This window comes from Ruegeria sp. HKCCD8929 (assembly GCF_013031405.1).
Lineage (GTDB): Bacteria > Pseudomonadota > Alphaproteobacteria > Rhodobacterales > Rhodobacteraceae > Ruegeria.
This window is the reverse complement of record NZ_WPZY01000021.1, coordinates 41,448-65,044: the sequence shown is the minus strand read 5'-3', so window position 1 is coordinate 65,044 and position 23,597 is coordinate 41,448. Positions and strand designations below refer to the sequence as shown.

21 protein-coding genes are annotated in these 23,597 nt (G+C 61.2%); 9 read left to right on the top strand and 12 right to left on the bottom strand.

Annotation, left to right across the window (positions count from 1 at the left end):
• Positions 1 to 113: 113 nt before the first annotated feature.
• Both speB and GOX53_RS22210 read right to left on the bottom strand, forming a co-directional pair.
• Positions 114 to 1,079: an agmatinase gene (gene speB / locus GOX53_RS22215; RefSeq protein WP_171180285.1), complete on the bottom strand. Its 966-nt coding sequence runs from the start codon at positions 1,077 to 1,079 to the stop codon at positions 114 to 116.
• Positions 1,080 to 1,147: 68 nt separating this feature from the next.
• Positions 1,148 to 2,086 (bottom strand): hypothetical protein, encoded by a 939-nt coding sequence (locus GOX53_RS22210; RefSeq protein WP_171180283.1) that lies wholly within the window; start codon positions 2,084 to 2,086, stop codon positions 1,148 to 1,150.
• A 176-nt stretch (positions 2,087 to 2,262) separates the two neighbouring features.
• Here GOX53_RS22210 and uvrA point away from each other — a divergent pair, with 176 nt between their 5' ends.
• Both uvrA and GOX53_RS22200 read left to right on the top strand, forming a co-directional pair.
• Positions 2,263 to 5,121, top strand: a complete 2,859-nt coding sequence (gene uvrA, locus GOX53_RS22205) for an excinuclease ABC subunit UvrA (protein WP_171180281.1) — start codon at positions 2,263 to 2,265, stop codon at positions 5,119 to 5,121.
• A gap of 94 nt (positions 5,122 to 5,215) precedes the next feature.
• The gene (locus GOX53_RS22200; RefSeq protein WP_171180279.1) at positions 5,216 to 6,082 is read left to right on the top strand and encodes a spermidine synthase; all 867 of its coding nucleotides are present in this window, start codon (positions 5,216 to 5,218) and stop codon (positions 6,080 to 6,082) included.
• A gap of 1 nt (position 6,083) precedes the next feature.
• On the opposite strand, the gene mmsB is transcribed toward GOX53_RS22200, so the two are convergent.
• From mmsB to GOX53_RS22180, 4 genes are all read right to left on the bottom strand, one after another.
• Positions 6,084 to 6,956: a 3-hydroxyisobutyrate dehydrogenase gene (gene mmsB, locus GOX53_RS22195; RefSeq protein ID WP_171180277.1), complete on the bottom strand. Its 873-nt coding sequence runs from the start codon at positions 6,954 to 6,956 to the stop codon at positions 6,084 to 6,086.
• Positions 6,957 to 6,959: 3 nt separating this feature from the next.
• Positions 6,960 to 8,000, bottom strand: a complete 1,041-nt coding sequence (locus GOX53_RS22190; protein ID WP_171180276.1) for an enoyl-CoA hydratase/isomerase family protein — start codon at positions 7,998 to 8,000, stop codon at positions 6,960 to 6,962.
• A 7-nt stretch (positions 8,001 to 8,007) separates the two neighbouring features.
• Positions 8,008 to 9,150, bottom strand: a complete 1,143-nt coding sequence (locus GOX53_RS22185; protein ID WP_171180274.1) for an acyl-CoA dehydrogenase family protein — start codon at positions 9,148 to 9,150, stop codon at positions 8,008 to 8,010.
• Positions 9,151 to 9,356: 206 nt separating this feature from the next.
• Positions 9,357 to 10,472, bottom strand: a complete 1,116-nt coding sequence (locus GOX53_RS22180) for a carboxylate-amine ligase (RefSeq protein WP_171180272.1) — start codon at positions 10,470 to 10,472, stop codon at positions 9,357 to 9,359.
• 140 nt (positions 10,473 to 10,612) lie between these two features.
• On the opposite strand from GOX53_RS22180, the gene GOX53_RS22175 reads away from it, so the two are divergent.
• The 3 genes from GOX53_RS22175 to GOX53_RS22165 all read left to right on the top strand — a co-directional run bounded on the left by GOX53_RS22175 (position 10,613) and on the right by GOX53_RS22165 (position 13,303).
• Positions 10,613 to 11,458 carry a class I SAM-dependent methyltransferase gene (locus GOX53_RS22175; protein ID WP_171180270.1) on the top strand — a complete coding sequence of 282 codons (846 nt, stop codon included), beginning with the start codon at positions 10,613 to 10,615 and terminating at the stop codon, positions 11,456 to 11,458.
• Positions 11,459 to 11,650: 192 nt separating this feature from the next.
• Entirely contained in the window at positions 11,651 to 12,685 is a 1,035-nt protein-coding gene (locus GOX53_RS22170; RefSeq protein ID WP_171180291.1) for a fatty acid desaturase, read from the top strand.
• 126 nt (positions 12,686 to 12,811) lie between these two features.
• A complete protein-coding gene (locus GOX53_RS22165) occupies positions 12,812 to 13,303 on the top strand; it encodes a fasciclin domain-containing protein (RefSeq protein WP_171180289.1) in 492 nt (163 codons plus the stop codon).
• A 73-nt stretch (positions 13,304 to 13,376) separates the two neighbouring features.
• On the opposite strand, the gene GOX53_RS22160 is transcribed toward GOX53_RS22165, so the two are convergent.
• Positions 13,377 to 13,958, bottom strand: a complete 582-nt coding sequence (locus tag GOX53_RS22160; RefSeq protein WP_171180287.1) for a L,D-transpeptidase — start codon at positions 13,956 to 13,958, stop codon at positions 13,377 to 13,379.
• 209 nt (positions 13,959 to 14,167) lie between these two features.
• Entirely contained in the window at positions 14,168 to 15,667 is a 1,500-nt protein-coding gene (locus tag GOX53_RS22155) for a CoA-acylating methylmalonate-semialdehyde dehydrogenase (RefSeq protein WP_171180269.1), read from the bottom strand.
• A 103-nt stretch (positions 15,668 to 15,770) separates the two neighbouring features.
• On the opposite strand from GOX53_RS22155, the gene GOX53_RS22150 reads away from it, so the two are divergent.
• The 3 genes from GOX53_RS22150 to coaD all read left to right on the top strand — a co-directional run bounded on the left by GOX53_RS22150 (position 15,771) and on the right by coaD (position 17,777).
• Positions 15,771 to 16,673, top strand: a complete 903-nt coding sequence (locus GOX53_RS22150; RefSeq protein WP_171180267.1) for a LysR family transcriptional regulator — start codon at positions 15,771 to 15,773, stop codon at positions 16,671 to 16,673.
• A 60-nt stretch (positions 16,674 to 16,733) separates the two neighbouring features.
• A complete protein-coding gene (locus tag GOX53_RS22145; protein ID WP_171180265.1) occupies positions 16,734 to 17,171 on the top strand; it encodes a CBS domain-containing protein in 438 nt (145 codons plus the stop codon).
• A 114-nt stretch (positions 17,172 to 17,285) separates the two neighbouring features.
• Positions 17,286 to 17,777 carry a pantetheine-phosphate adenylyltransferase gene (coaD, locus tag GOX53_RS22140; protein WP_171180263.1) on the top strand — a complete coding sequence of 164 codons (492 nt, stop codon included), beginning with the start codon at positions 17,286 to 17,288 and terminating at the stop codon, positions 17,775 to 17,777.
• 13 nt (positions 17,778 to 17,790) lie between these two features.
• Here coaD and gap (GOX53_RS22135) read toward each other — a convergent pair whose 3' ends face one another.
• The 3 genes from gap (GOX53_RS22135) to gap (GOX53_RS22125) form a co-directional block, all read right to left on the bottom strand.
• Positions 17,791 to 18,789, bottom strand: a complete 999-nt coding sequence (gap, locus tag GOX53_RS22135) for a type I glyceraldehyde-3-phosphate dehydrogenase (RefSeq protein WP_171180261.1) — start codon at positions 18,787 to 18,789, stop codon at positions 17,791 to 17,793.
• A gap of 69 nt (positions 18,790 to 18,858) precedes the next feature.
• Positions 18,859 to 19,002, bottom strand: coding sequence for a hypothetical protein (locus GOX53_RS22130; protein WP_171180260.1), 144 nt, complete (start codon positions 19,000 to 19,002; stop codon positions 18,859 to 18,861).
• A 76-nt stretch (positions 19,003 to 19,078) separates the two neighbouring features.
• Positions 19,079 to 20,080, bottom strand: coding sequence for a type I glyceraldehyde-3-phosphate dehydrogenase (gene gap, locus GOX53_RS22125; protein WP_171180259.1), 1,002 nt, complete (start codon positions 20,078 to 20,080; stop codon positions 19,079 to 19,081).
• A gap of 180 nt (positions 20,081 to 20,260) precedes the next feature.
• Between gap (GOX53_RS22125) and GOX53_RS22120 the strand changes: the two genes are divergently transcribed.
• Positions 20,261 to 21,232, top strand: a complete 972-nt coding sequence (locus GOX53_RS22120; protein ID WP_171180258.1) for a DUF808 domain-containing protein — start codon at positions 20,261 to 20,263, stop codon at positions 21,230 to 21,232.
• Between the two features lie 135 nt (positions 21,233 to 21,367).
• On the opposite strand, the gene tkt is transcribed toward GOX53_RS22120, so the two are convergent.
• Positions 21,368 to 23,389 carry a transketolase gene (gene tkt, locus GOX53_RS22115; RefSeq protein ID WP_171180257.1) on the bottom strand — a complete coding sequence of 674 codons (2,022 nt, stop codon included), beginning with the start codon at positions 23,387 to 23,389 and terminating at the stop codon, positions 21,368 to 21,370.
• Positions 23,390 to 23,597 lie beyond the last annotated feature (208 nt).

Below are 23,597 nucleotides of genomic sequence, written 5' to 3'. Positions count from 1 at the left end.
AATGATGCACGAAAGCGTGCTCGACGCCTACGGACGCGTCATCCATATGTGAGGCTTTTGCCCGGCCGGGCCGCCCTGTCTGGCGCGGTCCGGCCGTACAGCAATCGCGCCCGTCAGGCCCGGTTGTGGAATATGAACCCGATGAAATTCATCAGCAGTTGCGCTGCCAAAATCTGCGTGCTCTCCGTCGGGTCATAGGCCGGCGCCACCTCGACCAGATCAATGCCAACCACATCGCCACGCCTGGTTAGTCCCTGCAGGATTTCCAGAACATCGTAATACTGGAACCCACCGTGGCTGGGCGTACCGGTGCCGGGTGCGATGGACGGGCAGAAGGCGTCGATGTCGATGGTCACATAAAACCGTGCGCCTTCAGGAATACGATTCAGCACCCCTTGCGTGCCCAGCTTGCGCACCTGCCGGACCGACAGGATGTCGGAACCGCGCGCGCGGGCATCGTCATAGCCTTCCCTCGCTGTCGACGACACGTTGCGGATGCCCAGCTGAGTCATCCCCGAGACGTAGTCCTTTTCGATGGCACGCCGCATCGGATTGCCATGCCCGGCGGTGACGCCATGGCGCTCGTCCACGAAATCCAGATGCGCGTCGATCTGAACTACGTGGATCGGCCCCTTGGCAACGCAATCCTCGGCAAAAGCGTTGATGCAGGGGATGTTGATCGAATGATCGCCGCCGATGGTCACCGGCAAGGCGCCAGCGTCGAGGACCTTTTTCACGCCGTATTCGATGTTGGCGTGGCTTTCATCCGTCTTGGTATGGATGATGTCGGCATCACCCAGGTCGACCATCCGCACATCGCTGCCCAGATAAGTGGCGTCATCCTCGTGGTCATAGGCGCCGGCATGGCCAAAGCTGAACAGGGTCGAGGCCTCGCGCACCGCGCGCGGACCAAACCGGGCGCCGGGCCGCCATTGGGTGCCAAAGTCGAAGGGCGCGCCCAGAATGGCGACATCGGCATCGATCTGGTCCCAATCCGCCACATAGTCCTTCTTGGCGAAGGTCGAAATGCCGATAAATGGTAAATTTAGCCGACCCGCCTCATACCCGTGCCCTGCCATGTTCTGTTCTCCATTTTTTGCAGATCGGACTGTCTTCGGTTTACTTTGCCGAATATCCGTTCTCAGTGTCACGATTGATCGCCGGACGGTGAAAACTGTGCAACCCAGTCATTCCACTCGTTGACGATCTTGTTTATTTTCTTTTCGTCTCGCCCGGGGCGAAGGTCAAAGGGTTTGCGTTTTCCGGTCGCCATGAAGGACAGGCAATCCTGCGGATATGCGTCTGGGTTGACGTCGAAGTAAGACATGTCCCGGCCGATTGCGCTGGCAACCAGTGGCTTGAGAAAGGTCGTCTTTTGCACCAGATGCGGCTGGAGCGCCGCGACGCGGGCCAATTCCCGCGCGGGCCATTTTCCGTCCAGATGCAGCGTCTCAAGTGGTGGCAGATCGTGAAAAAGTGCCAGAGACTCGTCCGGTGTTCTCAGGCCTGTCAAAGAGAGATGTCGCAGGTTTCGAAGTTTCCGAAGGGGCGACAGATCGCAGGTCTTTCGCCCGCCACCGAACGCGTTGCCACTCAGCCGAAACAGCTCCAACCGGGAAAGCCGTTCGAGCCCACAAAGATCGGTCAGACGGCTGCAATCTTCGATCACCAGCTCTTTCAAGGTGTCAATTCTTGCTAAGGGCTCTAGCGAAACGATCTTGGCCAAGTCCATCAGCACGAGTTTCGTGAGCTGGGTCGTCAGTCTCAGAAACGACAGCTCGGCAATGCGCCCGCCGATCAGCAAAAGATGTTTCGGGTCGAATTCTTGCAGGGCCTTGCTGGCCTCGTCTTCACCAAAATCCTTCAGGACCAGAACGTCTGCATCAGTCTGTTCGGTCCCGCTTGTGCTTTCCTTGGTCAGCACAAGACCTGTGTCAAAGAGCTTTGCCTTTGCTGCCTGAAAATGATCAAGGGCGTACGGGTCGAAATCGGGATCAAAGGGAACGTAACGCAAGTAATCGAGCTCTTGAAAGTTTACGGGTTTAGACAAGGTATTGAACTCTGGCGGCGAAATGAATTCAACCATAGGACGGCAATATGGCGGCCCGGCTGCCTGGCTGGGTGTCCTCGCTACTTGGACAGTTGGCGAACAATGCGATGCGATCTGCGAAAATCCACTCGTTCACCATTTGTTCACATTTTTTGGTTGGAGACTCAGCGCCGCTCGCCTATTTCTAGGACACTTGTCTGTTGGGGGCCGGAATGGCTGAGCTGAAGAATATCGAGGTGCGCGGTGCGCGCGAGCATAATCTCAAAGGGATCGACGTGGATATCCCGCGCGACCGGCTGGTGGTGATCACCGGACTGTCGGGCTCGGGCAAGTCCTCGCTCGCCTTCGATACGATCTATGCCGAAGGGCAGCGGCGCTATGTGGAAAGCCTGTCTGCCTATGCGCGCCAGTTTCTCGACATGATGGAAAAGCCGGATGTGGATCACATCAGCGGTCTGTCTCCGGCCATCTCCATCGAGCAGAAGACGACCTCGAAGAACCCACGCTCGACCGTCGGTACGGTGACCGAGATTTACGACTATATGCGTCTGCTCTTCGCGCGCGCCGGTACGCCCTATAGCCCCGCCACCGGTCTGCCCATCGAGGCGCAGCAGGTGCAGGACATGGTCGACCGCATCATGGCGATGGAAGAAGGCACGCGCGGCTATCTGCTGGCGCCCATCGTGCGGGACCGCAAGGGTGAGTACCGCAAAGAGTTCCTGGAATTGCGTAAGCAGGGCTTTCAGCGGGTCAAGGTCGATGGCGCCTTCTATGAGCTGGACGAGCCGCCGGTGCTGGACAAAAAGTTCCGCCACGATATCGACGTGGTGGTGGATCGCCTGGTGGTTCGCGAGGGGATGGAGACCCGGCTGGCCGACAGTCTGCGTACTGCGCTCGATCTGGCCGACGGCATCGCGATTCTGGAGACCGCCCCGCGTGAAGGCGACCCGGAACGGATCACGTTCTCCGAGAATTTTGCTTGTCCCGTCAGTGGCTTCACCATCCCCGAGATCGAACCGCGCCTGTTCTCGTTCAACGCACCTTTCGGGGCCTGCCCGGATTGTGATGGTCTTGGGGTCGAGCTGTTCTTTGACGAACGCCTCGTGGTGCCGGACCAGACCCTCAAGGTCTATGACGGCGCGCTGGCACCGTGGCGCAAGGGTAAGTCGCCCTATTTCCTGCAGACCATCGAGGCCATCGCGCGGCATTACGAGTTCGACAAGAGCACACCGTGGAAGGACCTGCCGAAACATGTGCAGCAAGTGTTCCTGTATGGCTCGGGCGACGAGGAAATCCCGTTCCGCTATGATGAGGGAGGGCGGGTCTATCAGGTCACCCGTACCTTCGAGGGCGTGATCCCCAACATGGAACGCCGCTATCGCGAGACGGACTCGAACTGGATTCGCGAGGAATTCGAGCGTTACCAGAACAATCGCCCCTGTGGCACCTGTCGCGGTCACCGTCTGCGGGAAGAGGCGCTGGCGGTGAAGATCGCAGGCTTGCATGTGGGCAACGTGGTGCAGATGTCGATCCGCGAGGCGCTGGCCTGGATCGAGGCTGCGCCGGACCATCTGAGCGAGCAGAAGAACGAGATCGCACGGGCCATTCTCAAGGAGATCCGCGAGCGGCTAGGATTCCTGAATAACGTGGGATTGGAATACCTTACGCTGTCACGTTCAAGTGGAACCCTGTCAGGCGGCGAGAGCCAGCGTATCCGTCTGGCCAGTCAGATCGGCTCGGGCCTGACTGGGGTGCTTTACGTGCTCGATGAACCCTCGATTGGCCTGCATCAACGCGACAATGACAGGCTGCTGGGCACGCTCAAGAACCTGCGGGATCAGGGCAACACGGTGATCGTGGTCGAACATGACGAGGAAGCGATCCGCGAGGCGGACTACGTGTTCGATATCGGCCCCGGCGCCGGGGTGCACGGCGGACAGGTGGTCAGCCACGGCACGCCTGACCACATCGCGTCGGACGCGGCCTCGATCACCGGGCAGTATCTGGCCGGGACCCGCGAGATCCCACTGCCTGCGGTGCGGCGTGAGGGCAACGGCAAGACAGTGTCGGTGGTCAAGGCCACGGGCAATAACCTCAAGAAGGTGAACGCCGATTTCCCGCTGGGTAAGTTCATCTGTGTGACCGGGGTGTCGGGCGGGGGCAAATCGACGCTGACCATCGAGACGCTGTTCAAGACCGCCTCGATGCGGCTCAACGGCGCGCGGCAGACGCCTGCGCCCTGCGAGACCATCAAGGGGCTCGAATATCTCGACAAGGTGATCGACATCGACCAGCGCCCGATCGGGCGGACTCCGCGTTCGAATCCAGCCACTTACACCGGAGCCTTCACCCCGATCCGCGACTGGTTCGCAGGACTGCCCGAGGCCAAGGCGCGCGGATACAAGCCGGGCCGCTTCAGCTTCAACGTCAAGGGCGGGCGCTGCGAGGCCTGTCAGGGCGACGGGGTCATCAAGATCGAGATGCACTTTTTGCCCGACGTCTACGTGACCTGCGAGACCTGCAAGGGCGCGCGCTATAATCGCGAGACGCTGGAGATCAAGTTCAAGGGCAAGTCCATTGCCGACGTGCTGGACATGACCGTCGAGGACGCGCAGGAATTCTTCAAGGCGGTGCCCTCGATCCGTGAGAAGATGGATGCTTTAGCACGGGTGGGGCTGGGCTATATCAAGGTCGGCCAGCAGGCGACGACGCTGTCGGGCGGTGAGGCGCAGCGGGTGAAATTGTCGAAGGAACTCAGCAAACGCTCGACCGGGCGCACGCTCTATATCCTTGATGAGCCGACCACCGGCCTGCATTTCGAAGATGTCCGCAAGCTGTTGGAAGTGCTGCATGAACTGGTCGAACAGGGCAACACGGTGGTGGTGATCGAGCACAATCTGGACGTGGTAAAGACCGCCGACCACATTATCGATATCGGCCCCGAGGGCGGCGATGGCGGCGGTCAGATCGTGGCCAAGGGCACGCCGGAAGAGGTCGCCAACTGCGAGCGCAGCCATACCGGGCGGTACCTGAAGCCGATGCTCGATGCGCAGGCGGTTGCCGCCGAGTAGCCGGATAACTCATACTAATGCTTGAAATGTGCCCGCTATGGGCGCGATCCGGCAGACCGGCGATGTCCGTGAGCCCAACGCGAACGGAGATCACATGGCCGATTCAGACCCGACCCGGTTCACCTCGGCATTCTTATCCGGCCCCATTCAGGAGCGGTTAAAGCACCTGCGGGATTTGCCGGACGGCGTAGTCGAGCATCGGAGGGGGCAGATCGGGCAGGTGGTCGTCGCCAAGGACGGCAATGAGCTGTTTCTGGTTTTTTGTCCGAGCGGGGTGCCCCTGACCAATGGTGCGCTCAGCGGGGTCATGTCGCGGATTGATCTGACCGACCCGCTGACCTTGACCGGTGGTTATACGCAGGCGATGCTGTTGTGCCTCGCCTTCGTGCCGGAGCCTGTGCACGTGTATGTCATGGGAGGTGGGGGCGGGCGGGTGCCGACGGTCCTTCATGCGCTGTTTGATGAGGTTATAATCACCGGCTCGGAAATCGATCCGGATGTTCTGGACCTGTCGTACCGGTTTTTCGGTCTGGAAGACGGCCCGCGTCTGCGGATTGCTTGTGTGGATGGCAGGTCGCATCTGGCCGGACAAGCGGACGGGCAATTCGACCATATCTATCTGGACTGCTTCACATCGGACGGGCGCGTACCCGAACCTTTGACCACGCCAGCGTTCTTTGAAATGTGCGCCAAAAAGCTCCGCGCCGGAGGCGTGGTCTGCATGAATTTCGTGGACAGCGACCCCCGGCTTTTTGAGCAGCGGAAAGAGTTTCAGGCGGTTTTCGCCAATGTGCGGATGGTCGAGGTCGAGGGCACGCATGTTCTGTTCGGACGCAAAGAGGCGTGCGCGGACACGGACGTTCAGGCAACCGCGCGTACATTGCAGGCGCGGTTGCCGTTCGGGTTCGATTTGCAGGCATACGCGGACCGGCTTCGCGTTTTGCCCGCGAGCCGAAACTAGATCAGCCGCGCCCGCGTTTCTCGAACCGGGGCAGCATGGCGCTGAAATCCATGCCCAGACCGCCTTCGCCTTCGACAAATTTCTCGTACAGCGCGGTGGCGGCCTGGCCCATGGGCGTGTCGGCATCGGCGCTTTCGGCGGCCTGTTGGCTCAGCCGCAGGTCCTTGAGCATCAGCTCGGCGGCAAAGCCCGGCTGGTAACCGGTATCGGCGGGGCTTTGCGGGCCGACGCCGGGGGCGGGGCAATAGGCGTTCATGGTCCAGCTATAGCCCGAGGACGTGCTGACTACGTCGAACATCTTTTGCCGGTCCAGCCCCAGCTTGTCGGCCAGCGCAAAGGCTTCACACGTGGCGATCATGGTAACACCAAGGATCATGTTGTTGCAGATCTTGGCGGCCTGACCAGAGCCCGCTTCGCCGCAATGCACGGCCTTCTGGCCCATAATGTCGAAGAGCGGTTCGGCCTTAGCGAAGGCCTCAGCCGTGCCGCCCGCCATGAAGGTGAGGGTGCCAGCGGCCGCGCCACCGATGCCGCCTGAAACCGGGGCGTCGACCGACAAGAGACCCGCAACAGAGGCCTGTTCGGCCACTGCCCGGGCGCTGTCCACGTCCACGGTCGAGCAATCGACCAGTGCGGAACCCTGCGCCATCGCCGGGATCATCTCATTTGCCACCGCGCGCAGGATCTGACCGTTGGGGAGCATGGTGATGACCACCTCGGCACCGCTCGCGGCCTCGGCGCCCGAGCCTGCCATGGACACGCCCTCGACCGCCACATCGGTCATGTCGAAGCCGACGACCTCATGCCCCGCCTTGGCCAGATTGGCAGCCATTGGGGCACCCATGTTGCCCAGGCCAATGAACCCGATCTTCATCTCTCACTCCTCCTCGAATGTCAGCGCGTCCGCGCCCAGCGGTTGCAGCATTTTGGAAACGGCCACAGCGGGTACGTTCATGTCGGCATATTGCCAGTGCGGATTGCGGTCCTTGTCAATGATCTGGGCCCGGATGCCTTCCAGAAAATCGCCATGCTCCATCGCGCGGTGGGTAAAGCGGTATTCCAATTCAAGCGCCTTGCGGATGGTCAGCGACGGCCCGCGCAGGCGGTGCAGCATCTCGGCGGTGCAGGCCATAGAGATCGGGCAGTTCCGTCCCAGAGACTTGAGTGCCCCTTGCGTGAATTCGGTGTCCTCACCACGCAGCGAGAGCAGGATGTCGCCCAAGCCCTCACCTGCGAAATGGCGGTCGATCTCAGGCTGCATCGCGCGCAGGGGGCCTTGGGGCGCCGCCACGGCATGGCTTTCGACATGCGTCGCATCGCCCGAGGCTTCGAGCATTTCGATGAGATCGCCCCATGTCGCCCGCGGGATGTAGTGATCGGCAAAGCCCGCAAAGATCGCGTCATCCGGCCCCATGCGGCCCCCGGTGAGGCCCAGATATTCACCCACGCGACCCGGAGCCAGGGCCAGCATCAGCGTGCCGCCCACATCCGGGACCAGACCGATGCCCACCTCGGGCATCGCGATGCGAGAACTTTCGCCGACCACCCGGTGGCTGCCGTGACAGCCGATGCCGACACCGCCGCCCATGGTGAAGCCCTGCATGAAGCTGACCACCGGCTTGGGGTATTCGAAGATCATCGCGTTCATACGATATTCGTCGCGCCAGAACTTGCGGCCATATTCGTAATCGCCGCGGGTCCCGGTCTCATATAGCTCGGCGATATCGCCACCCGAGCAGAACGCCTTGTCGCCGGTGGCATCCATGATGATCAGATCGACTGCATCATCCTCACGCCAGTTGCGCAGGGCGGTGTCGATGGCGAGGCACATCTCATAGCTCATCGCGTTCAGCGCATGGGGCCGGTTCAGGGTGATCCGGCCCGCACGGCCAGTGACGCGGATGTCGATGTCAGGCATGGATCCCTCAGCGATTGGCCAGCATGTGGCGCGAGACGATCACCCGCATGATTTCATTGGTGCCTTCCAGGATCTGATGCACCCGCAGGTCGCGGACCAGTTTCTCGATCCCGTAATCGGCAAGGTAGCCATAACCGCCATGCAATTGCAGACATTGGTCCACTACTTTCGAGCCGGTTTCGGTGACGAATTTCTTGGCCATGGCGCAGAACTTGGTGGCATCCGGAGCGCCTTGGTCGAGCTTCCAAGCGGCCTGGCGAAGGAAGGTGCGTGCGGCCTGCATTTCGATCTCCATATCCGCCAGCCGGAATTGCAGCGCTTGGAACTGGTCGATGGATGTGCCGAAGGCCTTGCGCTCGGACATGTATTGCAGGGTCAGGTTCAGCGCGGTCTGCGCCGCGCCCAGCGAGCAGGACGAGATGTTCAGCCGCCCGCCATCCAGCCCCGCCATGGCGTATTTGAACCCGTCGCCCTCGGTCCCCACCAGATTGTTCGCCGGGATATTGCAATCGTCGAACTGCACTTGTGCGGTTGGCTGGCTTTTCCAGCCCATCTTCTGCTCCAATGCGCCGAAGCTGAGGCCGGGGGTGCCGTCTTCGACATAGACGGTGGAGATCCCCTTGGGCCCGTCCTCGCCGGTGCGCACCATGCAGACATAGGCATCGGAATAGCCGCCGCCCGAGATGAAGGCCTTGGTGCCGTTCAGCGTATAGCCCTCATTCGTGCGTTCGGCGCGGGTTTTCAGTGCGGCGGCATCCGAGCCCGAACCAGGTTCGGTCAGGCAATAGCTGAGCACGGTATTGAGGCTCAGCACACCCGGCATCACCCGCGCCTTCAACTCGTCGCTGCCGAAGGTGTCGAGCATCTTGGCACACATGTTGTGGATCGACAGAAAGGCTGCGACTGAGGGGCAGGCCATCGACAGTGCCTCGAACACCAGCGTAGCATCGAGCCGGGTCAGGCCCGAGCCGCCGGCCTCTTCCGAGACGTAGAGCCCGCCGAACCCTAGCTCACCCACCTGCGGCCAAAGCTCTTTCGGGATGGTGCCTTCGGCCTCCCACTGACGAGCGAAGGGGGCGATGTTTTCCTGCCCGAACGCATGTGCCATGTCGAAAATGGCCGTTTGTTCCTCGGTCAGCGCGAAATCCATGGCCTGTCTCCCTCCCGGCGTTGCGAATTGAACGACTGTTTATTTCCGAATTCTTACAGAAGTTTTGCAACCGGCGAAATGGCAAATCCGCCGAGCCTTGGTGATCTTCCATCCGCAGACAGGAGGCGGCTCAACTCTTCCTCTTGCCATAAGTGCCCCGGGGTGAATTGGCCACAGGCCAAGAGGGGCGGTGCCCATGTCCACACTCAGAGATCGGCGTGGAATTCCTCGATAAGGTGCTGCACCACCGCGCGGCCCGGGTCGTCGCCGCGGGCCAGCGCCTCGGCATGGACGCGGCGCTGTCGGGTGGCCGAGGTGCCGGTCTCGGCAATGCGGCGCAGGCGGGCGAGGTCGGTGAGGGTGCCGAGCGCCTCGGCATCTTCGGCCAGCATCCCCATCAACTCGTCCATCAACTCGGTCATCGGTTTGATCGAGCGGTCGCCGAAATCGATCAGCCCTTCGCCCACGCCGTAACGTTGCGCGCGCCAGCGGTTCTCGCCGATCAGGAACCGGTCGTATTGCCGCCAGCGCAGGTTGCGTTCCTTCAAGCGGCAGAGCATCCGCACCAAGGCCTGGTTCAGCGCGGCCAGCGACAGGGTGTGGTCCAGCCGGGGCTGTACATCCATGATCCGCGTCTCAAGCGTGGGGAAGCGATGCGAGGGGCGCAGGTCCCACCAGATCTTGGTGGTGTCCTCGATCACGCCCAGATCGATCAGAATGCCAGTGGTGCGCTCGTATTCCGCCCAACTGCCAAAGATCGGCGGCAGGCCGGTGCGGGGCAGGTTGTCGAACACGGTCAGCCGGTAAGAGGACAGGCCGGTGTCCTCACCGCTCCAATAGGGCGATGAGGTCGACAGCGCCAGCAGGTGCGGTAGGAAATAACAGAGCTGCGGCATCAGATCGGCGCGCAGGGCCTGATCCTCGACTCCGATATGCACATGCATCCCGCAGATCAGCATCCGCCGTGCCACGCCGCCCAGGGCGTGCTGCAGCGCGTCATAGCGCTCCTTGCGGGTGTGGTGCTGGTCCTTCCAGTTGGCAAACGGATGGCACGAGACGGCGATTGGCGAAAGGTTATGCTCGGCAGCGCGTTTCGAGACGCAGGAGCGCAGGCGTCTGAGGTCTTCGCGGGCTCCGGCGACGGTGGTGTGCGGGCGGGTGCCGACCTCGATCTGGCATTGCAGGAATTCCGGGCTGACCTGACCTTCGAAATCGTTCTGACAGGCCTGCATCAGCGCGTCCGGCGCCTCGGCCAATTGCAGCGAGTCTCGGTCGACCAGCAGATATTCCTCTTCGATCCCCAGCGTGAAGTCCTGCTGCATCGTAAGCCTCCCGTTCGAAATTCCGTTTAGTGAATACGGATTGGCGCGGCTTGCCAAGGGTTGCGGGGAACCCGGCCTTGCGATTGTTGCATCGGTAAGGCAAAGGAGGCACCACGACACCAGCCCGAGGGAGCCGCCCCGTGAAGCCGAGAAAATTCCCCCGCGTCAACGCATTGCTCGACCGGTTCGGGGTCAAGCTGATCGACCGCATGCCGGAGCGCGACGAGCGGGCGCGGCTGGTGGCGTTTGAGCAGGCCGGGGGGCTGGAGCGCCCGGCCTATGCGCTGTCGCCGGGCATGGAGGGGTTCGATATCTCGCAATTGGTCGCAGATTATCAAACCCATGCGGATGCGCTGGCGGCGTTGAAAGACCCTGCGCGAAATCAGACCGGGTACCGCCTGGGTAACGGCTACTATGACAGCCCGGATGCCGATGCGCTCTATCTGATGATCCGGCGCTATCAGCCGAAACGGGTGATCGAGGTGGGTTGTGGTAACTCGACCCGCATCACGCGGCAGGCGATCATTGACGGCGGGCTGGAGACGAAGATCACCGCCATCGACCCCTATCCGCGTGCCGACATCGCCCATGTGGTGGATCATTTCGAGCAGAAGCGGCTGGAAGAGGTCGATCCCGGGCTGTTTGCGGGGCTCGAGGCGGGGGATGTGCTGTTCATCGACTCCAGCCATGTGGTGCGGATGAGCAATGATGTGGCGCATCTGTTCTGCCGGATCATCCCGGCGCTGAAGCCCGGTGTTGTCATCCACGTGCATGACGTGTTCCTGCCTTATGAGTACCCCAAGCGGTTCTACTACGACTGCCCGGGTTGGGGTGAGCAATACGTGCTGCATGCGCTGCTGCACGGAGGCGGGTATGAGTTGCTTTGGCCCGGTTACTACCTGCAACAGGCCCGCCCGGACGCAGTGAAAGCGCTTCCGTTTCTATCCGAAGGCCGGGCACAAGGCCTCTGGGTGCGCAAGCAGTAAGAACAGAAGTACGCCCGGCATTTGCGAGTGGTTTCCGGACCGGCGAAGCGCACGGCGGGGCAATCTGTCGAGCCAACCGGTTCAACCCGATAAAACCACTTTTCTACCGCAATCGTGAACCAACCGCAGATTAAGCTTGCTATGCTGGGATGGTGGTCTATCGGTTCTCGGGTTAACGAAAAAAGCAGGCGCATGACTCAATCTTTGACTTCTCCGCATATTCGTCACGATGCAACCTCTGCACGGGACTGGGTCAAAACGCTTGCGGATTATCGCGAACCCGATGAGTGGCGCAGCGCATTTGAACTGAGCGTCAGCGCGGTTCCCTTTTTGTCGCTTTGGGTGCTGGCTTGGATATCGTTGTCCCTCAGCCCATGGCTCGCCCTTGCGATCTCGGTATTAAATGCGGCCTTTTTGCTGCGCCTGTTTGCCATTCAACATGACTGTGGTCATGGCTCGTTCTTCAAGCAGCGCGGCGTTGCCGATTGGGTCGGCCGGGTGATTGGAGTTTTCACGCTGACACCCTACGACGTTTGGCGCCGCACCCATTCGATGCATCACAGCGCGTCGGGTAATCTCGGTCGGCGCGGCATAGGCGATATTCACACGCTGACAGTTTCCGAATATCGGGAGCTTTCACCGTTCAACCGGCTGATGTACCGGCTGTACCGCCACCCCGCGACCCTGTTCGGCCTCGGGCCCAGCTATCTTTTTCTGCTGCAGAACCGGCTTCCGCTTGGGTTGATGAATGGCGCTCAGTATTGGGTCAGCGCGATGGCCACCAATTTCGCGATTGTCGCCGCTTTGGGCGGGATCTGGTATTTTGGAGGTTTGATGCCGATCCTGCTGATTTTCCTGCCATCCACGCTGATCGCTGCGACTGCCGGGGTGTGGCTGTTCTATGTGCAGCATCAGTTCGAAAACACCCAGTGGGATACCGAGGAGGACTGGCAATTGCACGATGCGGCCCTGCATGGCAGTTCGCACTACATCCTGCCGCCCGTCCTGCAATGGTTCAGCGCCAATATCGGCATTCACCATGTGCACCATCTTTACAGCCGCATCCCGTTTTATCGGCTGACCGAAGTGTTACGTGATCATGCCGAGCTTTCACAGATCAACCGTATGACCATAAGGGAAAGTCTGGCCTGTGCCCGGCTGCACCTGTGGGATGAGAAAAGCAAGAAGCTGCTGTCGTTCTCTCAGGCGCGGAAACTGTCCGAATAGTCGGTATTCGAAGATGCGTGAGCCTCTGCGTAATCTGTTATATTTACTGCTTTTTTCGTCTTGAGTGATCCGCATTCCCCAGGCTGCCGTATCTCTCCATCATAAGCAGGAGAGGAGATCACCATGATGTTTCGGCGCAAATTCCTTGGAGTACTGGGAGCCGCGGCGGTTGCAACAACGGCGGCGATGCCGCTGCAGGCTGGAAGCCAGAAGGACATTGTCGACACCGCGGTTTCGGCCGGATCTTTCAGCACTCTGGTCGCGGCAGTCCAAGCTGCCGGTCTGGCCGGAACGTTGAAGGGCAAGGGACCGTTCACAGTTTTTGCGCCGACGGATGAGGCCTTTGCGGCCTTGCCTGAGGGCACGGTTGAGACGCTGCTCATGCCCGAGAACAAGGATCAATTGGTGTCGATCCTGACCTACCATGTGGTGCCTGCCAAGGTGATGTCCGGTGACATCGCGGGCAAGCGGGCCAAGGTGCTGACCGTGCAGGGCGACCGGCTGAGTGTGAACGCGCGCAACGGGGTCAAGGTGCAGGGGGCCGAGGTTACACAGGCCGATATCGAGGCCACGAATGGTGTGATCCACGTGATCGACAAGGTGCTGCTGCCCGAGTGATACCGGGCCAAGAGTAAAAAGAAACCCCGGTCCATGCTGGCCGGGGTTTTTTGTTGGGAACTGCTTTACAGGGTCAAAGCAGGCGGACCTGGGTGCCGACTTGCACCAGCTCATAGAGCTCTTCGACATGCTGGTTATAAAGCCCGATGCAGCCCGACGAGCTTTGCCGTCCGATCTTGCGGGTGTCGTGGGTGCCGTGGACGAGATAAGCAGGCCAGCTCAGATACATGGCGCGGGTGCCCAGCGGGTTGTCCACCGCGCCGCCCTCGACCCGCTGTGGCAGCGACGGATCGCGCTCGCGCATCGAGGCGGTGGGCGTCCAGCTCGGGTTCTCACGCTTTCGCACGACCTCGGTGTAGCCACGTTTGGTCAGTTCCTCGCTCATCGGCACCGACGAGGGGTAGAGGCGGTACGTCAGGTCATCGCCGCCCCAATAATGCACCGCCCGGCTGGTGATGTCGGCCAGCAGACAGCCCACACCCAGCTCATCGAAATGGTCCTGCCAGCGCTGCTGCGAGAAGGACGAGACATTGCGGCGCACCGGCACCTTGGTGTCGATCGGCGGCTCATCCGACGGAAACGCGTCCTGCGCGCGGACGAGGGCAGGGGTGGCCAGCGTGGTGGCGACACCCAGCAGGGCGCTGCGGCGGGTCATGCGGGATTGGGTCAAAGGAGCCTCCGGAAATCTGCTCAAATCCTGAATTTGCAGGCGAAACTATGATCAAAACCCGCATTTTGCCAGATCGGCGGGTTTGACTTTTTTGTGAGTCGGGGCCGAAGGGACCGGGTCGGCGAAACCTTGCTCACCAACGAAAAAGCCCCGGCCGGGTGGCCGAGGCTTGGGGCAATGTGTGACCGGGACGGTCAGTCCATCGCTTTGAAGTTGAACTCGCCACCTTCCTTGATGCCCGAGGGCCAGCGTGCGGTGACGGTCTTGGTGCGGGTGTAGAACTTGAACGAGTCCGGCCCGTGCTGGTTCAGATCGCCGAACATGGATTTCTTCCAGCCGCCGAAGGTGTGATAGGCCAGCGGCACCGGGATCGGAACGTTGATGCCCACCATGCCGATATTGATGCGGCTGGCGAAATCGCGGGCGGTGTCGCCGTCGCGGGTATAGATCGCGGTGCCGTTGCCGTATTCGTGGTCCATCGCCAGGCCGATGGCCTCTTCGTAGGAGCCCGCGCGTACCGTGGACAGGACCGGGCCGAAGATCTCGGTCTTGTAAATGTCCATGTCCGGGGTCACGCGGTCAAAAAGGTGCGGGCCGACGAAAAAGCCGTCCTCGTAGCCCTGCAAGCTGAAGCTGCGGTTGTCGACAACCAGTTCCGCGCCCTGATCGACGCCGGACTGGATCAGGCCCATGATCCGCTCTTTCGCTTCGCGGGTGACCACCGGGCCCATATCGACGTCGTCGCCTGCGGTGTAGGGGCCGACTTTCAGCTTTTCGATGCGGGGCACCAGTTTCTCGATCAGCGCGTCGGCGGTTTCCTCGCCCACCGGCACGGCAACCGATACGGCCATGCAACGTTCGCCCGCCGCGCCGAAGCCCGCACCGACCAGCGCGTCTGCGGCCTGATCCATGTCGGCATCCGGCATGACGATCATGTGGTTCTTGGCGCCGCCAAAGCACTGCGCGCGCTTGCCGTTGGCGGTGGCACGGGAATAGATGTACTGCGCGATCGGGGTCGAGCCAACAAAGGACACGCCCTGAATGATGTCGCTGTCGAGCAGGGTATCCACCGCCTCTTTGTCGCCATTGACGACCTGGAACACGCCCTTGGGCAACCCGGCCTCGACAAACAGTTCGGCCAGCATCAGCGGCACCGAGGGGTCACGCTCGGACGGTTTCAGCACCACGGCATTGCCGCAGGCCAGCGCGGGGCCGACGTGCCACAGCGGCATCATCGCGGGGAAGTTGAATGGCATGATCGACGCGACCACGCCCAGCGGCTGGCGCATCGAGTACATGTCGATGCCGGGGCCGGCGCTGTCGGTGAATTCGCCCTTCAGCATCTGCGGAGCGCCGATGCAGTATTCGATCACCTCAAGACCGCGCTGCAGGTCGCCCTTGGCGTCGGGCAGGGTCTTGCCGTGCTCGCGGCTCAGCGCCTCGGCCAGCTTGTCCATGTCGCGGTTCATCAGGCCGACCATGGCCATCATCACCCGGGCGCGGCGCTGCGGGTTCGTCGCACCCCATTCGGGCTGCGCGGCGGCGGCCTTTTCGATGGCGGCGGTGGTTTCCGCCACGCTGGCCATCGGGCATTTCGACTGCACTTCGCCGGTGGCGGGGTTGAAGACATCGGCAAAGCGGCCGGACGCGCCGGCAACCTGTTCGCCGTTGATGAAGTGGGTCAGTTCCTGCATCTCAGACTCCTCCGGTTCAAGTTGTGCGAACCATAGGCTTGCAAAAATCCAATGAACAGAGGCAATGTCTCAAAGCAGCTTTGCAAAAATGCAGGTATAGCCGATGGAGCCGAACTGGGACGATCTGAGAGTTTTTCTTGTGGTGGCACGCGAACAGAGCCTGTCGGGTGCGGGGCGGTTTCTTAAGTTCGATCCGGCCACCGTGGGGCGGCGTGTTGCGCGGCTGGAGCTTGCGCTGGAGGCGCCGCTGTTCACCAAATCACCGCAGGGTTATGTTCTGACCCCGGCGGGTGAGCGGTTAATGGCTCATGGACTACAGGCGGAAGAGGCGATGCGCGCAGCCGCAGGCGCGATGGCCGGGCCGACGGAATCGCTGAGCGGGCAGATCCGGATTGGCGCCCCGGATGGCAGCGCGAACTATCTACTGCCGCAGGTGTGCGCGAAAATCTGCGATGCGAATCCCGACCTCGATATTCAGATCCTGGCGTTGCCGCGCATCATCAACCTGTCGCGGCGCGAGGCGGATATGGCCGTCACTGTCAGTGCGCCCACCGCCGGGCAGTTGCTAGTTCAGAAGATCAGCGATTACCGGCTGCACATGGTTGCCACCCGGAACTATCTGCAAAAACACCCGCCTATTCATACGATTGCCGATCTCAGCGCGCACAGGATGATCGGGTATATCCCTGATATGATCTTTGACCGCGAACTGGATTACCTCAATGACATAGGGGTAGAGCGGGTCGCGCTGGCGTCGAATTCGGTATCCGTTCAGTTGCGCCAGGTTTCGCAGGGCTCAGGCGTGGGCGTGGCGCATGATTTCACGCTGCCGTTTCACCCGGAACTGCGAAAAATCCTGACCGATCAGATCAGCCTCACCCGCAGCTTTTATCTTGTCCGCCATCAGGGCGATCACCGCAACGAGCGCCTGAACAGGTTTGCCGACGCGCTGACCCGCGGCATTCGCGACGAAGTGGCCCGGCTGGAGGCCGACGGAGCATCTTGACAGGGCCCGCCAATGAGGCAACGCTTTGTAAAATGAAAGTTTATTTCGGAGGTGAAGCGTATGCTGGTTCAGGCCATTCTGAAATCCAAGGCAACGCCGGGTGTCTTCACTGTGACGTCCTCGGCCACGGTGACCGAAGTGTCCAAGGTACTCGCGGAAAAGCGGATTGGGACCGTGGTGGTATCCGACGATGACGGGCAGACAGCCAGCGGCATTCTGTCGGAACGTGATATCGTGCGGGAACTGGCGGCCAATGGCAGCGGCTGCCTGACCGAACCGGTCGGCAATTACATGACCCGAAATGTGGTCACCTGCACGCGGCAGAATACCGTCCAGGACATCCTGACAACGATGACCGAAGGGCGGTTCCGCCACATGCCGGTCGTCGAAGAGGGCAAGCTCGTCGGCATCGTGACGCTGGGCGATGTGGTCAAGGCGCAGCTGACCGAGCTTGAGATGGAGAAGGATGCCCTCGAAGGCATGATCATGGGGCACTAAGCCTGCCGTAACGGCGCTGTTGTCTGCAAGGACGCCACTGTTCGGCACTTCCTCTTGCACCTGCGGCAAAGATGTGTTTGCTTGCGCAGAAATTTTATTGCGCTGGAGGGCGTCATGCGGGTTGGATTGTATCCCGGAACCTTCGATCCGATCACCATAGGTCATATTGATATCATCCGCCGCGCCACGGCGCTGGTGGATAAGCTAGTGATTGGCGTCGCGATCAACCGCGACAAGGGCCCGCTTTTCAATCTGGAAGAACGCGTGGAAATGCTCGAAGCGGAATGCGCGGAGCTTACCGCGCAGACCGGAACCGAAATCGTCGCGCACCCTTTCGAAAACCTGCTGATCGACTGCGCCCATGACGTAGGTGCCCAGATCATCGTGCGCGGCCTGCGCGCGGTGGCGGATTTCGAGTACGAATTTCAGATGGTCGGCATGAACCGCGCGTTGGACGACTCGGTCGAGACCGTCTTTCTGATGGCCGAGGCGCGGCACCAGGCCATCGCCTCGAAACTGGTCAAGGAAATCGCGCGCTTGGGCGGGGACGTGTCGAAATTCGTCACGCCCCGCGTCAATGCAGCGCTGAAAGAGCAGCTAGGTTAAGAGAGCTTCTGGGTTAAGCGCCCATCGCCGTAGCGGTGTCCAACATCCGGTTGGAAAAACCCCATTCGTTGTCATACCAGGCCAGTACGCGCACCAGTGTGCCGTCCGTGACCTTGGTTTCGGGCAATGACACGGTCGAGCTGTGCGCATCGTGGTTGAAGTCGGTCGAGATCAGCGGACGGCTTTCCGCGGCCAGAACGCCGGGGATTTTTTTTGCAGCTTCGACAAACAGAGCGTTCACCTCATCCTCGGTGGTAGAGCGGGAAACTTCGACCACCAGATCGACAACTGAGACATTGGGGGTGGGCACGCGGATGGCCTGACCGGTCAGCTTGCCTTGAAGCTGGGGCAAAACCAGACCGACGGCTGACGCGGCGCCGGTTGTGGTGGGGATCATCGACAGCGCAGCCGCACGCGACAGGTAGGGGTCCTTGCCTGCGGTGTCGTGAACCGGCTGGCTGGCTGTATAGGCATGAACCGTGGTCATGTTGCCATGCTTGATGCCGAGACCCGCATCCAGGGCTGCGGCAACCGGAGACAGGCAGTTCGTGGTGCAGGACGCGTTCGAGACAACCTTGTCGTCGGCGGTCAGTTCATGCTCGTTCACGCCGTAGACCACTGTCTTGACCGCTGCATCGCCCCGGGCAGGGGCAGAAATCAGGACCTTGCCGGACCCGTTCTCGAAGTGGCGCGAGGCGGCTTCACGCGTGCGGAAGACACCGGTGCATTCCAGAACCACATCCACGTCGGACCAGTCCAGCGCCTCGGGGTCCCGCTCGCTGGTCAGCCGGATCGGGCCTGCGCCAACGTCCAGTTGCGAGTCCGTGAGTTTGACGGGGTTAGGGTAGCGCCCGTGCACACTGTCGAACTCGAACAAATGAGCATTCATTTCCGGGTTGGACAGATCGTTGATCGCAACGATTTCAACATCCTTGCGCCCGGTCTCCATTACGGCGCGCAGGGCGCCACGACCGATGCGGCCAAATCCATTGATAGCGAGTTTGAGTGTCATGTTCGGCTCTCCTGAACGGGTTAGCGCTAACATCTCCAGATCGCGGCAAAAGTCAAGGGGGCAGCGCCTTCAGCGCCAGAAGGCGAGCCAGTTTAAGAATGCGAAGAACTTCTTACCCAGAAACAGCAGATGCTCGGTGCCGTAGAGTGCATAGTCCAACATCAGTGTGCCGAGGATCAGTATCCCGAGCCAAATGGCGATCTGGTTGGTCATTTATGTCCCCGGAAAAAGCACAACGCCCGCTCAGATAACCTGAGCGGGCGTGCAATCTCAAGGGCTTGGGCGGAATTCAGCTTAGCCGGCCCATGGCTACCGAAACATCGGCCATCCGGACCGAGAAGCCCCATTCGTTGTCGTACCAAGCCAGCACGCGCACCATTCGGTTGTCGACCACGCGGGTCTGATCGGGGGCGAAGATCGAGCTTTCCTCGGTGTGGTTGAAGTCGGTCGAGACCAGCGGCGCAGGCTCGTAGCCCAGAACGCGCTGCATCGGACCCATGGCGGCATCTTTCACGATGGCGTTCACTTCCTCCACGGTCACCTCACGCGCCGCGCGGAAGGTGAGGTCGACGGCAGAGACATTCGGTGTCGGAACGCGGATGGCCGAGCCGTCCAGACGCCCCTTGAGGTTCGGCAGCACCTCGCCAAGTGCCTTGGCGGCGCCGGTTGTCGTCGGGATCATCGACATTGCGGCTGCGCGGGCGCGGTAGAGGTCGTCATGTCGGCGGTCCAGCGTCGGCTGGTCGCCGGTATAGGCATGAATGGTGGTCATGATACCGTGTTCGATGCCGATGCCTTCGTCCAGCACCTTGGCCAGCGGCGCCAGGCAGTTGGTGGTGCAGGACCCGTTCGAGATCATCCTGTCCTCTGCCTGCAACGCGTTGTGGTTCACGCCGTAGACGATGGTCTTGTCCACGTTCTTGCCCGGAGCGGACAGCAGTACCCTGTTTGCGCCGCGCTCCAGATGTGTCTTGGCCTTGTGGCCATCATTGAACTTGCCGGTGCATTCCAGAACGACGTCACAGCCTTCCCAGTCCAGCTCTTTCATCTCGTAAGTCGAGAACATCTGCATCGGGCCGCGGCCCAGATCCATGGTCTTTTCGTCCACGATGATGTCCCGCGGAAAACGTCCGTGGATGCTGTCGTATTTCAGAAGATGCGCCGTGGTTTCCAGCGGGCCGGTTGCGTTGACCTTGATCACTTCGATGTCGTTGCGCCCCGAGGCGGCAATATGCGACAGGGTGCAGCGGCCGATCCGGCCAAAACCATTAATACCGACCTTGATGGTCATCTTGCGTCTCCGAATACACTCATTTCGACGCCATATAGCGATGACGTGCCGATCCAGAAAGGGGAAAAATGCCGCATTTTTAAAGTGTTAGCGCAAACTTGTCCCGATTGCGCTAACGCTTGAGCTTGGCGCCGGATCAGGTAGGGTTCAGATGCGGCAGATGAGTGAAAGGGCGCGCGGATGAGTGGTCTTCTGGCCTTGTTGGATGATGTGGCGGGTATCGCCAAGGTGGCGGCAGCCTCGGTTGACGATGTGGCGGCAGCGGCGGGAAAGGCGGGGGCAAAGACCGCCGGAGTGATCATCGACGATGCGGCGGTGACGCCGAAATACGTTCAGGGCTTTGCCCCGGCGCGGGAACTGCCGATCATCTGGCGCATTGCGCGCGGATCGCTGTTCAACAAGCTGATCCTGCTGTTGCCGGTGGCGATGCTGCTGGCAAATTTCGCGCCATTGCTGATCACGCCGCTGCTGATGCTAGGTGGGGCTTACTTGTGCTTTGAAGGGGCGGAAAAGATCTTTCACGTGCTCTTCCCGCACGGCAGTCACGTGATCGAAGAAGATATGAGCGTCAAGGATCCGGGCCATCTGGAGGAGCAGAAGGTCAAGGGCGCGATCAAGACCGATTTCATCCTGTCTGCGGAGATCATGACCATCGCGTTGGCGGCCATCGAGGTGCCCAATGTCTGGATGCAGGCGGCGACGCTGGCCGTTGTGGGCATCGGGGTGACCGTTGCGGTCTATGGCTCGGTAGGGTTGATCGTGAAGATGGACGATGTGGGGCTCTTTCTGGCCAAGAATGCCCCCACGCCCATCGGGCGCGGATTGGGCAACGGGCTGGTGAAGTTCATGCCGGTTCTGATGAAGATCCTGTCGGTGGTTGGCACTGCGGCGATGCTGTGGGTCGGTGGTTCGATCATCATCCACGGGCTGGAAGTGCTGGGCTTTGCCTGGCTGGGACATCACATTCATGATTGGGCCTATGCAGCTGGTCATGCGGTGTCCGAGCAGTGGACCGGAGTTGTCGAGTGGGTCTCCAAAGCGACGATGGACGGGGTGTTCGGCCTGGCCCTGGGGCTGATCCTGATCCCGTTTGCAACCAAGGTGATCGCGCCGCTTCTGGGGGCGGTTTCAGGAAAGAGCAAGGCGCATTGAAACAGCAAGGGGCGGTTCGGTGAACCGCTCCCTTTTTCGATTATGATTGATGGCTGGTGTCGGGCTTGGACAAGCCGTGGCTGCCCCTCACCCTGGCCCTCTCCCCCGAGGGGAGAGGGGACGCTGGTGGTGGGGTTAGCCCAGGAGGTCCTTGACCTTGGCCACAGTGGCCTCGGCAGTGATGCCGAAATGCGCGTAGAGCTGGCCCGCGGGGGCCGAGGCGCCGAAGCTGGACATGCCGATGAAGCCGGCCTTGGCCTCGCGTCCGCGCTCGCCCAGCAGCCAGCGATCCCAGCCGCCTTCGCGGACGGCGGCCTCGATGCCGACGCGGACCGGGCCGGATGGCAGGACCTTCTTGCGATAGGCTTCGTCCTGCTGGGCAAAGAGCTCCATGCAAGGCATCGAGACGACGCGGGCGCCGATGCCGTCGGCCTCGAGCTTGGCCTTGGCGTCGAGCGCAATGGAGACCTCGGAGCCGGTGGCGATCAGGATTGCCTGACGCTTGCTGGTCGCTTCGGCCAGAACATAGGCGCCCTGAGCGCTCAGGTTGCGGGCCTTGTGGGCGGTGCGCACGGTGGGCAGGCCCTGACGGGTCAGCGACAGGACCGTGGGGCTGTCCTTGAAGGTCAACGCCATTTCCCAAGCCTCGGCGGTTTCCACGGTGTCGGCGGGACGGAACACATATGTGTTCGGCGTCGCGCGCGAGATAGCCAGATGCTCGACCGGCTGGTGGGTCGGACCGTCTTCGCCGAGACCAATCGAGTCATGGGTCATCACAAATACCGACGGGATCTTCATAAGCGCGGCCAGACGCATCGCCGGGCGGGCATAATCGGTGAAGCACATGAAGGTGCCGCCGTAGGGGCGGATGCCGCCATGCAGCGCCATGCCGTTCATCGCGGCCGCCATGCCGTGTTCGCGGATGCCGTAATGGATGTAGCGGCCCTTGCGGTTTTCCGGCAGAAATACACCCAGATCGGCAGTCTTGGTGTTGTTCGAGCCGGTCAGGTCGGCCGAACCGCCCACGGTCTCGGACATCACCGGGTTCACCACGCCCAGCACCTTTTCGGACGACGCGCGGGTGGCCAGTTTCGGCTGCTCTTCCGAGATCTGCTTCTTCAGCGAGCGGATGGCACCCGCGAGCTTTTTCGGCGCCTCGAAGGCGTAGGCCCGGTTGAACTCGGCCTGTTTGCGTTCCGAAATCGAGGCGAGCCGCTCTTCCCACGCCTGGCGGTCGGCAGCGCCGCGGGTGCCGACGGCCTCCCATGCCGATTTTATATCCGCTGGAATTTTGAAGGCGCCATGTGCCCAGCCATAGGCGTCCTTGGCGGCCTTGAGCTGATCGGCATCGGTCAGTGCGCCGTGACCCTTGGAGGTATCCTGCGCCGCGTGTCCCAATGCGATATGCGTCTTGCAGGCGATCATCGAGGGTTTCTTTGATTTCTTGGCCTGCGCGATGGCGGCGTCGATGGCCTTGGGGTCGTGGCCGTCGATCTCGATCACCTGCCAGCCCGAGGCGGTGAAGCGGCGGACCTGGTCGGTGCGGTCGGCCATGTCGACGGTGCCGTCGATGGTGATGTTGTTGTTGTCCCAGAACACGATGAGCTTGCCCAGCTCGTGACGGCCCGCAAGGGTGATCGCCTCTTGGCTGACGCCTTCCATCAGGCAGCCGTCACCGGCGATGACATAGGTATAGTGATCGACGATCTTCTTGCCGTATTGGGCGCGCTGGATTTCCTCGGCCATGGCGAAGCCGACGGCATTTGCGATGCCCTGACCCAGCGGGCCGGTGGTGGTCTCGATCCCGTTTGCCAGGAAATTCTCGGGGTGGCCCGCGGTCTTGGAGCCGAGCTGGCGGAAGTTCCTGATCTCGTCCAGCGTGATCTCGGAGTTGTCGGTCAGATAGAGCAGCGAATAAAGCAGCATCGAGCCATGACCTGCCGACAGGATGAACCGGTCGCGGTCGGGCCAGGTCGGGTTCGCGGCATCGAACTTGAGATGCTTTTCAAACAGCACAGTGGCCACGTCGGCCATGCCCATCGGCATACCGGAATGGCCCGAATTGGCAGCCGAGACGGCATCGAGGGTGAGGGCACGAATGGCCGAGGCCTTGACCCAGTGGTCAGGGTTCGCGGTGCGCAGCGCAGTCAGGTCCACGGGAGTTTTCCTTTGGATTACGGGCGGATTGCGGGCTCAATACCATTCACCCTCCAAAGTGCAAGCGGAACTGGCCGAAAAGGGGTCTGTATGCATCAGAAGCGCCCTCCAAGTGCTTGAAAGCAAAGGGGGGGTATTTTCCCGTCCGTTTCGTTAGACTAGAGCTATCACCAGGCGGAGCCGATTCGGGGCCGCCCAAGACGAATAC

Coding starts and splice junctions, on each gene's coding strand:
- speB (WP_171180285.1), bottom strand. CDS start 1,079: ATGGCAGGGCACGGGTATGAGGCGGGTCGGCTAAATTTACCATTTATC.
- GOX53_RS22210 (WP_171180283.1), bottom strand. CDS start 2,086: ATGGTTGAATTCATTTCGCCGCCAGAGTTCAATACCTTGTCTAAACCC.
- uvrA (WP_171180281.1), top strand. CDS start 2,263: ATGGCTGAGCTGAAGAATATCGAGGTGCGCGGTGCGCGCGAGCATAAT.
- GOX53_RS22200 (WP_171180279.1), top strand. CDS start 5,216: ATGGCCGATTCAGACCCGACCCGGTTCACCTCGGCATTCTTATCCGGC.
- mmsB (WP_171180277.1), bottom strand. CDS start 6,956: ATGAAGATCGGGTTCATTGGCCTGGGCAACATGGGTGCCCCAATGGCT.
- GOX53_RS22190 (WP_171180276.1), bottom strand. CDS start 8,000: ATGCCTGACATCGACATCCGCGTCACTGGCCGTGCGGGCCGGATCACC.
- GOX53_RS22185 (WP_171180274.1), bottom strand. CDS start 9,150: ATGGATTTCGCGCTGACCGAGGAACAAACGGCCATTTTCGACATGGCA.
- GOX53_RS22180 (WP_171180272.1), bottom strand. CDS start 10,472: ATGCAGCAGGACTTCACGCTGGGGATCGAAGAGGAATATCTGCTGGTC.
- GOX53_RS22170 (WP_171180291.1), top strand. CDS start 11,651: ATGACTCAATCTTTGACTTCTCCGCATATTCGTCACGATGCAACCTCT.
- GOX53_RS22165 (WP_171180289.1), top strand. CDS start 12,812: ATGTTTCGGCGCAAATTCCTTGGAGTACTGGGAGCCGCGGCGGTTGCA.
- GOX53_RS22160 (WP_171180287.1), bottom strand. CDS start 13,958: ATGACCCGCCGCAGCGCCCTGCTGGGTGTCGCCACCACGCTGGCCACC.
- GOX53_RS22155 (WP_171180269.1), bottom strand. CDS start 15,667: ATGCAGGAACTGACCCACTTCATCAACGGCGAACAGGTTGCCGGCGCG.
- GOX53_RS22150 (WP_171180267.1), top strand. CDS start 15,771: ATGGAGCCGAACTGGGACGATCTGAGAGTTTTTCTTGTGGTGGCACGC.
- GOX53_RS22145 (WP_171180265.1), top strand. CDS start 16,734: ATGCTGGTTCAGGCCATTCTGAAATCCAAGGCAACGCCGGGTGTCTTC.
- coaD (WP_171180263.1), top strand. CDS start 17,286: ATGCGGGTTGGATTGTATCCCGGAACCTTCGATCCGATCACCATAGGT.
- gap (WP_171180261.1), bottom strand. CDS start 18,789: ATGACACTCAAACTCGCTATCAATGGATTTGGCCGCATCGGTCGTGGC.
- GOX53_RS22130 (WP_171180260.1), bottom strand. CDS start 19,002: ATGACCAACCAGATCGCCATTTGGCTCGGGATACTGATCCTCGGCACA.
- gap (WP_171180259.1), bottom strand. CDS start 20,080: ATGACCATCAAGGTCGGTATTAATGGTTTTGGCCGGATCGGCCGCTGC.
- GOX53_RS22120 (WP_171180258.1), top strand. CDS start 20,261: ATGAGTGGTCTTCTGGCCTTGTTGGATGATGTGGCGGGTATCGCCAAG.